Origin of the sequence: Streptomyces sp. BR1 (genome assembly GCF_052373795.1) — a bacterium.
Classification (GTDB): domain Bacteria; phylum Actinomycetota; class Actinomycetes; order Streptomycetales; family Streptomycetaceae; genus Streptomyces.
In genome coordinates, this window is record NZ_CM126252.1 from 4,156,859 (window position 1) to 4,169,730 (window position 12,872).

Sequence of the window (12,872 nt, forward strand, 5' to 3'; positions counted from 1 at the left end):
CCTTGATGCGACGGCGCTCCGACGCCCAGACGACGGCGGTCCGATGCTCGTAAAAGACACCGCGTCCGGGGCTGTCAGTGGCTGCGCCTATGGTTGCTCCAGCACCTAGGACCACCCTGCCCCTCGAAGGACAGCGATGCCCGCCAACACAACCGCCCCTTCCGCCAAGACGAAAGTCAGGAAGAAGGGACGCCGCGCCCGCCTCCTCCTGATCGTCCTGGTGCTGGCGCTCGTAGCGGGTGTCGGGTACGGCGCTTACTGGGGCGTGAGCACCGTGCGCGCCTCCTTCCCGCAGACCACGGGATCCATCCAGCTCAAGGGCCTGTCGGGGCCGGTCGACGTCAAGCGCGACGACTACGGAGTGCCGCAGGTCTACGCGGACAGCGACACCGACCTCTTCATGGCCCAGGGCTTCGTCCAGGCCCAGGACCGGTTCTGGGAGATGGACGTCCGCCGCCACATGACCTCCGGCCGGCTCTCGGAGATGTTCGGCAAGGACCAGGTCGAGACGGACTCCTTCCTGCGCACCCTCGGCTGGCGCCGGGTCGCGCAGCAGGAGTACGACACCAAGCTGTCACCGCAGACCAAGAAGTACCTCCAGGCGTACGCCGCCGGAGTCAACGCGTATCTCAAGGGCAAGAGTCCCAAGGAGATCTCGGTCGAGTACGCGGCGCTGGACTTCGTGCACGACTACAAGATCGAGCAGTGGACGCCGGTCGACTCGGTGGCCTGGCTCAAGGCGATGGCCTGGGACCTGCGCGGCAACATGCAGGATGAGATCGACCGCTCGCTGATGACGAGCAGGCTCAGCCCCCAGCAGATCAAGGATCTGTATCCGCCGTACCCGACGGCCACGCACCGGCCGATCGTCGACCAGGGCTCGCTCAACAAGACCACCGGCAAGTACGACCCGAACCGCGAGCCGGGCACCGGCACCGCCCTCCAGGGCACTCCCGAGGGGGCGACCCAGGGCGCGCAGACGCAGCTCGCGCGGCTCTCCGACAACCTCGACAAGATCCCGGCGCTGCTCGGCCCCAACGGCAGCGGCATCGGCTCCAACTCCTGGGTCGTCTCCGGCAAGTACACGACGACCGGTATGCCGCTGCTGGCCAACGACCCGCACCTGGCGCCGATGATGCCGTCGCTCTGGTACCAGATGGGTCTGCACTGCCGGACCGTCTCCGCGACCTGCGGCTACGACGTGGCGGGCTACACGTTCTCCGGGATGCCCGGCGTGGTCATCGGCCACAACCAGGACGTGTCCTGGGGGTTCACCAACCTCGGCGCCGATGTGACGGACCTGTACCTGGAGAAGATCTCCGGCAACACCTACACGCTCGACAACCAGCAGGTGGCCCTCAAGACGCGTGAGGAGGTCATCAAGGTCGCGGGCGGCAAGAGCAAGACGATCACCGTGCGCGAGACCAACAACGGTCCGCTGGTCTCCGACCGCAACGACGAGCTGGAGAAGGTGGGCCAGAAGGCCCCGGTGACCACCTCCGCGCCCGACCGGGGCGAGGGGTACGCGGTGGCGCTGCGGTGGACCGCCCTGGACCCGGGCAAGTCCATGGACGCCGTCTTCGAGCTGGACCGCGCCAAGGACTTCAAGTCCTTCCGGGCCGCCGCCAAGGACTTCGAGGTCCCCTCGCAGAACCTGATCTACGCCGACACCAAGGGCCACATCGGCTACCAGGCGCCGGGCCGGATCCCGATCCGCGCCAAGGGCGTGGACGGCACCATGCCCGCCCCCGGCTGGGACTCCAAGTACAACTGGAAGGGCTCCATCCCCTTCGATGCGCTGCCCTACGAGTACGACCCCAAGCGCGGCTACATCGTCACCGCCAACCAGGCCGTGATCGACGACAAGAAGTACCCGTACCTGCTGACCAAGGACTGGGGCTACGGCACCCGCAGCCAGCGGATCAACGACCTCATCGAGTCGAAGACCAAGGACGGCGGGAAGATCTCCACCGAGGACATGCAGAAGATGCAGATGGACAACAGCAGCGAGATCGCCGCGCTGCTGACGCCCGCTCTGCTGAAGATCGACGTGTCCGACCCGGCCGTACGGGAGGCTCAGAAGCTCCTTGAGGGCTGGGACTACACCCAGGAGTCCGACTCCGGAGCCGCCGCCTACTTCAACGCGGTCTGGCGCAACGTCCTCAAGCTGGCCTTCGGCAACAAGCTCCCGAAGGAGCTCCGGGTCAAGGGCGAGTGCCTGTACGTCCTTCCGCCGGTCGGCTCCGGCCCGGTGGACGACCCCAACGCGCGCGTGCGGGAGTGCGGCGAGCGCGACGCGGACTCGGCGCAGCCGGACGGAGGCGACCGCTGGTTCGAGGTGGTGCGCCGCATCTTCCCCGACCAGAAGAACGTCTGGTGGCAGTCGCCGGGCAGCCGTCTGGACAAGGCGACCACGACCCGCGACCAGCTGCTGGCGCGCGCCATGAAGGACGCCCGCTGGGAGCTGACGGCCAAGCTCGGCAAGGACGTCACCACCTGGAGCTGGGGCCGCCTGCACCAGCTGATGCTGAAGAACCAGACGCTCGGCACCGACGGGCCCGGCATCGTCAAGTACCTCCTCAACCGCGGCCCGTGGAACCTGGGCGGCGGCGAGGCGGCGGTCAACGCCACCGGCTGGAACGCGGGAGGCGGCGACTACGGAGTGACCTGGGTGCCGTCGATGCGGATGGTGGTGAACCTGAAGGACTTCGACAAGTCGAAGTGGATCAACCTCACCGGCGCCTCGGGCCACGCCTACAGCGCGCACTACTCGGACCAGACCTCCAAGTGGGCCAAGGGCGAGCAGCTTGACTGGTCGTACACCGCCAAGTCGGTCGACACCGCGACGGTGGACAAGCTCACTCTGAAGCCGTGAAGCGGGTCACCCCCTTCGGGGTGACCACGGCGTGAACGGGGTGGTCGTGCGGTTCCTCCGGGACCCGGGCGACCACCTCGTCGTCGTAGAGGAGCACCACGCGCGCGGGGTCGTGCCCGGCGGCCGCGATCCGGGCGAGCACCCGGTCGTACGAGCCGCCGCCCCGGCCGAGCCGCATACCGCGCGCGTCGACGGCGAGGCCGGGCAGCAGCACCGTGTCGGCCTCCAGGACGGCCGCCGGGCCGAGGCGGGTGCCGGTCGGCTCCAGGAGTCCCCGAGAAGCCCGTACGAGGCCGTCGGCGCCCTCGTACACGGCCCAGTCCAGGTCATTGTCCGATTGCAGTACGGGGAGCAGGACGCGGACGCCCCGCGTGCGGAGTGCGTCGAGCAGTGCGCGCGTGCCGGGTTCGCGCCCCACCGACACGTACGCGGCCACCGTGGTGGCCGCCGCGAGCTCGGGGAGTGCCAGCGCCCGGCGGGCCAGGGCCTCGCCCGCTTCGCGGACGTCGTCGTCCGTCAGAAGGCGCCGAACGCCCAGGAGTTCCCCGCGCAAGAGGGCCTTTTCGGCTGCACCATCACTCACAGTGTTTTCACAATCCCCTCAAATGACTGGTTATGAGAGCGAATTAACCGGAGGATAATCTTCCGCCCATACGCAGCGGTTAGTGTGCTGCGCATGACTCAGTCGCCCCCACGGATCACCAAGGCTGTCATTCCGGCGGCAGGCCTCGGCACCCGGTTCCTGCCGGCCACCAAGGCCACGCCCAAGGAGATGCTGCCGGTAGTCGACAAGCCCGCGATCCAGTACGTGGTCGAGGAGGCGGTCGCCGCCGGTCTCTCGGACGTCCTGATGGTCACGGGGCGCAACAAGCGGCCGCTGGAGGACCACTTCGACCGCAACTACGAGCTCGAAGAGGCCCTCTCCCGCAAGGGCGACGAGGCCCGGCTCGCCAAGGTCCGCGAGTCCAGCGACCTCGCCAACATGCACTATGTGCGCCAGGGCGACCCCAAGGGCCTCGGTCACGCCGTGCTGTGCGCCGCGCCGCACGTCGGCGACCAGCCCTTCGCGGTGCTCCTCGGCGACGACCTCATCGACGCGCGCGACCCGCTGCTCTCCCGGATGGTCGAGATCCAGGAGCGCGAGGGCGGCAGCGTGATCGCCCTGATGGAGGTCGAGCCCGACCAGATCCAGATGTACGGCTGCGCGGCCGTCGAGCCCACCGGCCACGGCGACGTCGTACGGGTCACGGGCCTGGTCGAGAAGCCCGAGCCCGCGGACGCGCCGAGCAACCTGGCGATCATCGGCCGGTACGTCCTCGACCCCGCCGTCTTCGCGATACTGCGCCAGACCGAGCCGGGCCGCGGCGGCGAGATCCAGCTCACCGACGCGCTCCAGCAGCTGGCGGAGGACGAGAAGGTCGGCGGCCCCGTGCACGGCGTGGTCTTCAAGGGCCGCCGCTATGACACCGGCGACCGCGGGGACTATCTGCGCGCCATTGTCAGACTCGCGTGCGAACGTGAAGACCTGGGCCCGGACTTCAAGGCCTGGCTTCGCAGTTATGTCACCGAGGAGATGCAGGCACCGTGAGCAACACGATCTGGTCGGTCGACGAGCACCTGGAGGACGTCCTCGCCGCCGTCAAGCCGCTCGAACCCATCGAGCTGCAACTGCCCGACGCCCAGGGCTGCGTCCTGGTCGAGGACGTCACGGTGCCCGTCGCCCTGCCGCCCTTCGACAACAGCTCGATGGACGGGTACGCGGTGCGCGTCGCCGATGTGGCGGGCGCCAGCGAGGAGTTCCCCGCGGTGCTCACGGTGATCGGCGACGTGGCCGCGGGCAGCGGCGAGCTGCCCGCCGTCGGTCCCGGTCAGGCCGCCCGGATCATGACCGGCGCCCCGCTGCCGCCCGGCGCCGAGGCCGTCGTCCCGGTCGAATGGACCGACGGCGGTACGGGCGGAGGCCCGGCCACCACCATGCGCCCCGCAGGCGCCGCGCCCGAGGGTGCCGGCGGCGAGGTCCGGGTGCACCGCCCCGCCGAGGCCCGCGCGCACGTACGCGCGCGTGGCAGCGACGTCCAGGCGGGCGACCTGGCGCTCGCGGCCGGGACGGTGCTCGGGGCGCCCCAGATCGGCCTGCTCGCCGCCATCGGCCGTGGCAGCGTGACCGTGCGCCCGCGCCCGCGCGTGGTCGTCCTGTCGACCGGCAGCGAACTCGTTCAGCCCGGCGAGGAGTTGGGTCAGGGCCAGATCTACGACTCCAACAGCTTCGCGCTCGCCGCCGCCGCGCGCGAGGCGGGAGCCATCGCCTACCGGGTGGGCGCGGTCACCGACGACGCCGAGGTCCTGCGCGCCACCATCGAGGACCAGCTGATCCGCGCCGATCTGCTGGTGACGACCGGTGGGGTCAGCGTCGGCGCGTACGACGTGGTCAAGGAGGCGCTGTCCTCGGTGGGCGACGAGGACGAGCCGGGCAGCGGGATCGACTTCCGCAAGCTCGCCATGCAGCCCGGCAAGCCCCAGGGCTTCGGCTCGATCGGCCCCGACCACACCCCGCTGCTCGCCCTGCCCGGCAACCCGGTCTCCTCGTACGTCTCCTTCGAGCTGTTCGTACGCCCGGCGATCCGCACCCTGATGGGTCTGCCGGACGTGCACCGGCCACGCGCGCGTGCCACGCTCAGCGCCGACAAGCCGCTGTCGTCCCCGGCGGCCAGACGCCAGTTCCTGCGCGGCACGTACGACGCGAGCGACGCCACCGTGACGCCGGTCGGCGGCTCCGGATCGCATCTGATCGCGGCCCTGGCACAGGCGGACTGCCTGATCGTGCTCCCCGAGGACGTCACATCGGCGGAGCCCGGCACGGAGGTCGAGGTGATCCTGCTCGGCTGAGGGGGCCGGGGTGGCGGTAGCGTGTCTGCCCACACAGGCCGGACCGGGAGCGCCACACACCATGAGTACGCAAGGCAGGCTGACCCACATCGACGAGGCGGGCGCGGCCCGTATGGTCGACGTCTCCGAGAAGGACGTGACGGCCCGCACCGCGCGCGCGAGCGGACGCGTGCTCGTCTCGCCCCGCGTCGTGGAGCTGCTGCGCGGTGAGGGAGTCCCCAAGGGTGACGCCCTGGCGACCGCCCGGATCGCCGGGATCATGGGTGCCAAGCGCACCCCGGACCTGATCCCGCTCTGCCACCCGCTGGCGGTGTCCGGGGTGAAGCTGGACCTCGCGGTCGCGGACGACGCGGTGGAGATCCGGGCGACGGTGAAGACGACCGACCGCACGGGCGTCGAGATGGAGGCGCTGACCGCCGTGTCGGTGGCCGCGCTGACCGTCGTGGACATGGTGAAGGCCGTGGACAAGGCGGCCGTCATCACGGACATCCGGGTCGAGGAGAAGACGGGCGGCAAGTCGGGCGACTGGACCCGCCCGGAGGCGGACGGGGGCACGCCGTGAGCACCGCGACCGACCCGGCCTCCGGCTACCGCGCGCTCGTCGTCACCGCCTCCAATCGCGCCTCCGCCGGGGTCTACGCGGACAAGGGCGGCCCGCTGGTCGCCGAGGGGCTTGCGGAACTGGGCTTCCAGGTCGACGGCCCCCGGGTCGTGCCCGACGGCGACCCGGTCGAACAGGCGCTGCGGGCCGGGGTCGCGGAGGCGTACGACGTCATCGTGACCACCGGCGGCACCGGCATCTCGCCCACCGACCGCACCCCCGACGCCACCCGCCGCGTCATCGACTACGAAGTGCCCGGCATCGGCGAGGCGATCCGCGCCGAGGGCCTGGCGAAGGTCCCGACCGCCGCGCTCTCACGGGGCCTGGCCGGGGTCGCGGGCGGCCGCACCCTGATCGTGAACCTGCCGGGCTCCACCGGCGGCGTACGCGACGGCCTGGCGGTCCTCGGGCGGCTGCTGACGCACGCCGTCGACCAGATCCGGGGCGGCGACCACCCCAGACCCACGGGGAGCCCAAGCTGAACGTCCCATCGTGGCCGGTCGAGCTGGCGGACGGCGAGGTGGTCCTCCGCCCCATAAAGCTGCGCGACCAACGGGCCTGGCGCGAGGTGAACCGGCGCAACCGCGAGTGGCTGCGCCCCTGGGAAGCGACCATTCCGCCGCCGGTGCCGGGCGCCCCGGCCGCCCAGCGGCCCACGTACCGGCAGATGGTCCGGCATCTGCGCGCCGAGGCGAACGCGGGCCGGATGCTGCCGTTCGTGATCGAGTACCAGGGCCGCCTGGTCGGTCAGTTGACCGTCGCCGGGATCACCTGGGGCTCCATGTGCTCGGGGCACGTCGGGTACTGGATCGACCGCGAGGTGGCGGGCCGGGGCGTGATGCCGACGGCCGTCGCACTCGCCACCGACCACTGCTTCCGTACGGTCGGACTGCACCGTATGGAGGTCTGCATTCGGCCCGAGAACGGGCCGAGCCGGCGGGTGGTGGAGAAACTCGGATTCCGCGAGGAGGGCCTGCGCCCGCGCTATCTCCACATCGACGGTGGATGGCGGGACCATCTGGTGTACGCGCTGACGGCGGAAGAGGTGCCGGAGGGGCTGCTGCACAGGTGGAAGCAGGCGCGCCGGGCCCACCACGAGAAATGAAATATACGTTCGAATTCGATTGCCTATGTTTGTTTCGTTCCACCGAACCGATCTGAAGAATCACAAAAAAAGCCAGTGATATCAGCCAGATCGTGCGACACACCGGCTCAATTGGCGTATCCCGTCGCGCCCGTCCCTCTACCGTGTGGGGTGTGAGCAGCAGCGGCCTCATTTACGCAGTCATCGTCGGGGCCTGGGCCGCCTACTTGGTGCCGATGTGGCTCCGCAGGCAGGACGAGCTCAATGAGGCCCGTCCGACGGAACGCTTCAGCACTGCCATCCGGCTGCTGTCCGGACGGTCTGCCATGGAGCGCCGGTACGCCAAGGAGCTGCGGCAGCGAGGTTCTGGCGCCATCGCACCCGACGCCGACCCGGACGCGCCCACGGAGTCCCTGGGGGACCCCGCAAGCGGCGCCGACGTCCGGGACTTCGACGTGCCCCGGACGCACCCGACGGGCACGGGGAGTGCGCGGCGGGAGGAGACGGCGTCCTCCGAGGCCGCCGCCCGCCACGAGGACACTTCCCGGGGCGAGCGGGGCGAGGACCGGGCATCCGGCAGGGAGCACCGGGACGAGCGGACGGGTGCGGGGCGCCGGAGCGAGGAGCGGCCCGAGGGCGCGCGGCAGGACGCCGGGCGCCGGCGCACCGGCCGTCCCGCCGATGCCGCCGAACGCGCCCGCCGCGCCCGGCGCAGCGCGGTCCTGGCGCGCCGTCGGCGTACGACGGTGATCCTCTTCCTCACGTTCACGCTGGGCACGGTCGTGGCGGCCGTGGGCGGCCTTGAGTTCCTCTGGGCGCCCGCCGTCCCGGCCGTACTGCTCAGCGCGTACATCGTGCATCTGCGGGCGCGGGAGCGGCGGCGGTTCGCGTTCGTCATGGACCGGCGCCGGGCCGAGGTCGCCGCGCAGCGGCTGCGCGAGCGCCAGCCGCGCCGCCAGCCCGCCGCCGTGGCGGAGACCGAGGAGGAGCCGGAGCCCCACCCGGCCCCCGAGCCCGAGCCCGTCGTCTCCCCGCAGGAGGCCGACCGGCGCGCGCTGGTCGAGCAGACCGACCACGCGGAGTGGGTGGACCAGCAGCGCGAGCGTGGCCCCGAGCGCGGCGACAGCTGGGAGCCGGTCCCGGTGCCGCTCCCGACGTACGTGACGGCCCCCGTCGCCCCCCGCGCCACCGGCAGCATCGACCTGGGCGCCCCGGACACCTGGTCCTCGGCCCGCTCCTCCACGGCGGACCCGGCGGCCCCGGCCACCCCGGCACCCCGTCAGCGCACGTCCCCAAGTCGCCGCCGGACCCCGCTCTTCGACCAGTACGCGGAGCAGGACCGCCCCCGCGCGGCCAACGAGTGACGCCCGTCTCGCCCACCAGCGGGGATCGGATTTCCAAGCACCCCGATCGGGGTGCTAATGTTTCACCCGTTGCAAGGGCCTGTGGCGCAGTCCGGTAGCGCACCTCGTTCGCATCGAGGGGGTCAGGGGTTCGAATCCCCTCAGGTCCACAACAAAGGCCGTTCGCGGGTTCACCTGCGAAGGGTTCACGAGATCCCGGTCAGACGGTCATCGTCTGACCGGGATCTCGTCGTTTCAGCCTCTTCTTGTGTGAAAGTCAGCCTGCCGGGCCGCCGGGAAGCGCGGCGGCGCGTGTCGGAACGGGCCGGGGGTGGAGATGCGGACATGCCGCGGGGACCGCAGGCGTGGAGGCAGGCTCCTGCGGTCTCGCAGCATGTCGGTCTTCAGTTATGGGGCGGTGGCGGACTCAGGGACTGCGGCTGAGGCTCTGGGGGTTCGGTGTGGGCCTCTCTTCGGCCGTCGGGTAGGGGATGAGGGACTCGCCCGGTTCAAGGTCGAGGCCGGTGACGGGGCTCTTCCTGCTCGCGATGAGGTAGCGCTCCAACTCGATGATGTTCTCGACCATGACGGTGATGGCGGCGAGCAGTGTCTGGGCGACGCGGCCTCGAGGCTGTCGCTTCTCTCGGGCGTGCAGGGCGGCGTCGACGGATTTGAGGCGGCCGTTGCCGCCTTCGATGTGGGCGCGCAGTGTCTGGTAGGCCAGGGCCCACGACGGGGTCTGCCAGGGCAGTTCCTGGCGCATGCGAGGCATGACGGATGCCTGCATGGTGACGGAGGACTGGCGGCAGCACTTGGGGCGGTCGGCGAGGGGGATGTCCGGGGGCTGGACGGCGGGTCGGCCGGCAGGGTGGGAGGCGCGTGCCTTGGGGACGTCGAGGTGGATGACGACCGGTACAGGCCCCTTCTTTCGTGCGCTGCCCTCCTCCCGTTCTTGTGCCCAAGGGCAGTTGAGCTTGGTGAGAGGGCAGGCGAAACGCTCGGTGCCGCGCTCGTCGAGGGTGTCCTTGCGGGTGAGCGCGTACGGCTCGATCTCCTGCAACTGCTCTCGCAGGGGGATGCGCTCGCGCTCGTTCTTGGCGCTGCGGATCTGCTGGTAGAGGTCGAGCAGCCGTCGTGGGGTGAGGGGGCAGAAGAGGCGGCCCACCTTGGCGATGGCGCCTTGGTGGTAGCCCTCTGCCTGGTCGGACACCTGGGTCTTGGAGAAGTCGAGCACAGGCATGTAGCCGAGGGCGCGCATCGGCTGGTGGAAGTCCTTGGGGAAGAGCTTCGTGTAGGCCCGGTCCGCCGCCGTGAAGCCCCGGAGCTTGGTGAGGTGGGCCAGGACCGTGTGCACGTAGCGGGCATGACGGCCCATGTCCTTCTCGGGGGTGTGCAGCACCATGCCGAGGATCAGCTGCGGGTAGCGGCCGGCCAGGCCAGGGTCCGCGTGCGCGGCGATGGCGAGGGTCGCGCTGTAGCCGAACTCCCGGCCCCCACCTCCCTTGTAGTGCCAGTTGGCGCTTGCCTCGAGCGCCGAGCGGCGGCGCGTGTGCGGCCGCGCCCAGGTGGGCACCGCCGTCGTGTCAATGGCTGTGTCGCCGTGCCAGTGACGCATCAGTCCCTTGGCGAAGGCTGTGCGCACGGGTGCGGTGACCAGACGGTTGGCGAGTTCCTCCAAGTGCCGCAGGGCCTGCTCGCCGCTCGCGCCGTTCCACTGCGCGGCGATCTTCCGGCCTTCCGCCCGGGGAAGTCTGCTGCGGCGCTGGTACGGGGCCGGGTCGAGCAGCCAATTCATGCGGCTCCAGGCGCGGTGGAAGCGGTTGTACAGCGCGTTGACCGCGTCTTGGTCCTCGATGTCACAGGTGGGGATGGAGAGTTCGGCTCGCAGTCGCTCGCTGGTGCAGAAGGTGATGATCTCGAAGGCGTCATCCAGATTGGTGCTGGCCTTCTCGTAACTTGCGCAGACCAGCCCGAGCAGGACGAGGCGAACGGGGTAGCCGGGCGGACCGGGCAGTCCCGCGAACCGGTCCTCGACCACGGCGATGACACCGCTGCGCTGCAGCATCCGTCGGAGCTTCATGACCTTGCTGTCGGGCAGCTGGGACGGTTCGTGTGAGCGCGGGTAGGGGCGGCGGGGGCGGCCGTTCCCTGCTTGGTAGCGCGGGTCGTCGGCGGGCGTCCTCATGCGCAGCCCCGCAGCATCCGGGCAGTGGCTTCGGCGGTCAGAGGTGGAACCCAGGCCCGGTAGGGGGCAAGACCTGCGGTCGAGGCCATGCCTGCTGCGGCGGCGATCACATCCTCCGGCACGCGCTGCCGCAGCAGCTCCACGATCCAGGTGCTGCGGAGCCGCGCGAGTTTCAGATCGGGGAGCCCTGCGGGGCTCTTTATGGTCCGCTCGACCCAGTTCGAGATGCCGTTCTTCGGGTCGGCGGCCTGGCGTTGGGGCAGGAACAGGTATCCATCCCCGGCGGCGCGGGCCTGGGCTGCGAGGTCCTCCTCCCACATGGCCCGGCAGACCACGACTCGATCGCTGCCCGGTGCCGTGACCGCCACGGCTTCGGACGGCAATACGGTGACGTCGCTGCCCCGTACGGCCAGTACCTCACGGCGTGCAAAGCCGCAGCCGGCTCCCAGCGCCAGCAGGGAGAGCGCGCTGCCACCGAGCCCGGCAGCGGGTGGCAGGGCGCGTGCCCACATCAGGAAGCGGGCGAGCTCCGGTGGCGTGTACGGATCGGGACGCTGCCGGGCGGCACTCATCCGGGGAGTTGGCCTCTGCCCGTACTCCAGCCACAGCAGCGCCTCACGGATCCTCAGCAGGATGGCCCGGTAGGTCTGCACCGAGCTGCCTTTGAGTGCGGTCTGCGCGAGCAGGAACCGCGTCATGGTCTCCGGTGCCAGCCAGGCCAGTGGGTCACGTGCGATACCGGCACGCTCGGCGAACACCGCCAGGGCGGAGAGCACCAGCATCAGCTTCGGTACCGGGTAGGGGACCGAATCGCAGGCCGCGGCGGCCACCATCCGCACGCCGTCGGCGACCAGCGGCCACTCCGCAGGCTCTTGCGACGGCGTGTAGCCGAGGATCGCGCCGCTCAATTCCGACTCCAAAGGGACACACCACGAGAAATGGCTACACAAGTAGCCGCCTGTGTCGTGAGTGTGCACTTCGACCGTCAGGAGCGCATTCGCATGACCGGAGGCAGAGGACGCAGTGTGCCGCCCAGGGGGCTGGCCAGGGATCCGGAGAACTGGCCCGAGGCGGTGATCCCCGACCACCCTCAGGCAAGGGTGGTGCAGGGCATTGCATGCGCTCTGACCAGGCATATGGAGCGGAACGGGCTCGGGTTGAGGCGAGTCGCGATGCTCAGTGGCGTCAACCGCCAGGCAATCGCCAACCTCGTCGTCGGCAGCAGTTGGCCGGACGTCGCGACGTTGAGCCGACTGGAGGACGCGCTCGGCATCGGGCTGTACCCGGGGGTGATTGGTCCGGGTTCGGGGCATTGCTGAACCTCCGCTCGCCCGCGGTATGTACGCAGGCAGGGTGAAATCGGCCCAGCAAGTCCTCGGAATGCTCCATCTGTGGGATACGCTCCGAGGGCATGCTGAAGCCCGTTACAGGGGGTCTCGTGCACTGGTGCCGCTGAGCTAGTCCCTCGGCGGCACCGCCTTTTGTTCGGCTATCGCGTCGGCCAGTTGGTCGACATCACGCCGTCTTTCTCAACCACTCGTTAGGCGGCCTCCTGTGTCTCTGAGCGCGCCCCGGAATACAGGCCCGGCCCGACCTTGCAAAGGTGGCCTTCGTCGGCCAGCTTCTTCAGCGCCGAGCGGATGCTCTCGACCTGCGTCCGCTTGGGATTGGCGCGGCCCAGAGCGATGGTCACGTCCTTGGCGCGAAGAGGGCGGTCCGCACTCGACACGAGCGTGACAATGCGGCTGCTCACTGGTCCGAGCGGACGTGGCTTGCCGTGGCGCCGTGACCTCTGTTCCGGCACTCGCTTCGGAGGCGCCCCGGCAGCTGGGGCAGTGGGGGTGTCGGCGCAGGGAGCACCTTCGTCCGATGGCTCGTCCTCTGGCTCCGTGAGCGGT

At 70.3% G+C, this 12,872-nt stretch carries 12 protein-coding genes and 1 tRNA gene; 9 read left to right on the top strand and 4 right to left on the bottom strand.

The window, feature by feature from the left end; all coding sequences use genetic code 11:
- Positions 1 to 136: 136 nt before the first annotated feature.
- Positions 137 to 2,875, top strand: a complete 2,739-nt coding sequence (locus ACT1U9_RS18225) for a penicillin acylase family protein (protein ID WP_444533784.1) — start codon at positions 137 to 139, stop codon at positions 2,873 to 2,875.
- Here ACT1U9_RS18225 and ACT1U9_RS18230 read toward each other — a convergent pair.
- Positions 2,859 to 3,428, bottom strand: coding sequence for a 5-formyltetrahydrofolate cyclo-ligase (locus ACT1U9_RS18230; protein WP_444533785.1), 570 nt, complete (start codon positions 3,426 to 3,428; stop codon positions 2,859 to 2,861). The two genes, ACT1U9_RS18225 and ACT1U9_RS18230, sit on opposite strands and share 17 nt — an antisense overlap.
- A gap of 123 nt (positions 3,429 to 3,551) precedes the next feature.
- Between ACT1U9_RS18230 and galU the strand changes: the two genes are divergently transcribed.
- From galU to ACT1U9_RS18265, 7 genes are all read left to right on the top strand, one after another.
- Positions 3,552 to 4,463 (top strand): UTP--glucose-1-phosphate uridylyltransferase GalU, encoded by a 912-nt coding sequence (gene galU, locus ACT1U9_RS18235; RefSeq protein WP_444533786.1) that lies wholly within the window; start codon positions 3,552 to 3,554, stop codon positions 4,461 to 4,463.
- Positions 4,460 to 5,761 (top strand): molybdotransferase-like divisome protein Glp, encoded by a 1,302-nt coding sequence (gene glp, locus ACT1U9_RS18240; RefSeq protein ID WP_444533787.1) that lies wholly within the window; start codon positions 4,460 to 4,462, stop codon positions 5,759 to 5,761. The genes galU and glp overlap by 4 nt, the downstream gene beginning before the upstream one ends.
- Before the next feature lie 61 nt (positions 5,762 to 5,822).
- Positions 5,823 to 6,323, top strand: coding sequence for a cyclic pyranopterin monophosphate synthase MoaC (gene moaC / locus ACT1U9_RS18245; protein ID WP_444533788.1), 501 nt, complete (start codon positions 5,823 to 5,825; stop codon positions 6,321 to 6,323).
- Positions 6,320 to 6,844, top strand: a complete 525-nt coding sequence (locus ACT1U9_RS18250) for a MogA/MoaB family molybdenum cofactor biosynthesis protein (RefSeq protein ID WP_444533789.1) — start codon at positions 6,320 to 6,322, stop codon at positions 6,842 to 6,844. The genes moaC and ACT1U9_RS18250 overlap by 4 nt, the downstream gene beginning before the upstream one ends.
- Positions 6,841 to 7,467 carry a GNAT family N-acetyltransferase gene (locus ACT1U9_RS18255; protein ID WP_444539162.1) on the top strand — a complete coding sequence of 209 codons (627 nt, stop codon included), beginning with the start codon at positions 6,841 to 6,843 and terminating at the stop codon, positions 7,465 to 7,467. The genes ACT1U9_RS18250 and ACT1U9_RS18255 overlap by 4 nt, the downstream gene beginning before the upstream one ends.
- Before the next feature lie 152 nt (positions 7,468 to 7,619).
- On the top strand, positions 7,620 to 8,810 hold the full coding sequence (sepX, locus tag ACT1U9_RS18260; RefSeq protein WP_444533790.1) for a divisome protein SepX/GlpR: 1,191 nt from the start codon (positions 7,620 to 7,622) through the stop codon (positions 8,808 to 8,810).
- Positions 8,811 to 8,885: 75 nt separating this feature from the next.
- Positions 8,886 to 8,959: transfer RNA gene (locus ACT1U9_RS18265), tRNA-Ala, on the top strand.
- Positions 8,960 to 9,216: 257 nt separating this feature from the next.
- Here the strand turns inward: ACT1U9_RS18265 and ACT1U9_RS18270 are convergent.
- Together ACT1U9_RS18270 and ACT1U9_RS18275 are read right to left on the bottom strand one after the other, a co-directional pair.
- Positions 9,217 to 10,974, bottom strand: a complete 1,758-nt coding sequence (locus tag ACT1U9_RS18270) for a hypothetical protein (RefSeq protein WP_444533791.1) — start codon at positions 10,972 to 10,974, stop codon at positions 9,217 to 9,219.
- Positions 10,971 to 11,894 (bottom strand): hypothetical protein, encoded by a 924-nt coding sequence (locus ACT1U9_RS18275; RefSeq protein ID WP_444533792.1) that lies wholly within the window; start codon positions 11,892 to 11,894, stop codon positions 10,971 to 10,973. Before ACT1U9_RS18275 ends, ACT1U9_RS18270 begins: the two co-directional genes overlap by 4 nt.
- Before the next feature lie 45 nt (positions 11,895 to 11,939).
- Here ACT1U9_RS18275 and ACT1U9_RS18280 point away from each other — a divergent pair, with 45 nt between their 5' ends.
- Positions 11,940 to 12,293 carry a helix-turn-helix domain-containing protein gene (locus ACT1U9_RS18280; RefSeq protein WP_444533793.1) on the top strand — a complete coding sequence of 118 codons (354 nt, stop codon included), beginning with the start codon at positions 11,940 to 11,942 and terminating at the stop codon, positions 12,291 to 12,293.
- 221 nt (positions 12,294 to 12,514) lie between these two features.
- Here the strand turns inward: ACT1U9_RS18280 and ACT1U9_RS18285 are convergent, their stop codons facing one another.
- Positions 12,515 to 12,727, bottom strand: a complete 213-nt coding sequence (locus tag ACT1U9_RS18285; protein WP_444533794.1) for a hypothetical protein — start codon at positions 12,725 to 12,727, stop codon at positions 12,515 to 12,517.
- Between the last annotated feature and the right edge of the window lie 145 nt (positions 12,728 to 12,872).

Bases quoted from the DNA above. Each gene is read 5' to 3' on its own strand.
- ACT1U9_RS18225 (WP_444533784.1), top strand. From the start codon at position 137: ATGCCCGCCAACACAACCGCCCCTTCCGCCAAGACGAAAGTCAGGAAG.
- galU (WP_444533786.1), top strand. From the start codon at position 3,552: ATGACTCAGTCGCCCCCACGGATCACCAAGGCTGTCATTCCGGCGGCA.
- moaC (WP_444533788.1), top strand. From the start codon at position 5,823: ATGAGTACGCAAGGCAGGCTGACCCACATCGACGAGGCGGGCGCGGCC.
- ACT1U9_RS18270 (WP_444533791.1), bottom strand. From the start codon at position 10,974: ATGAGGACGCCCGCCGACGACCCGCGCTACCAAGCAGGGAACGGCCGC.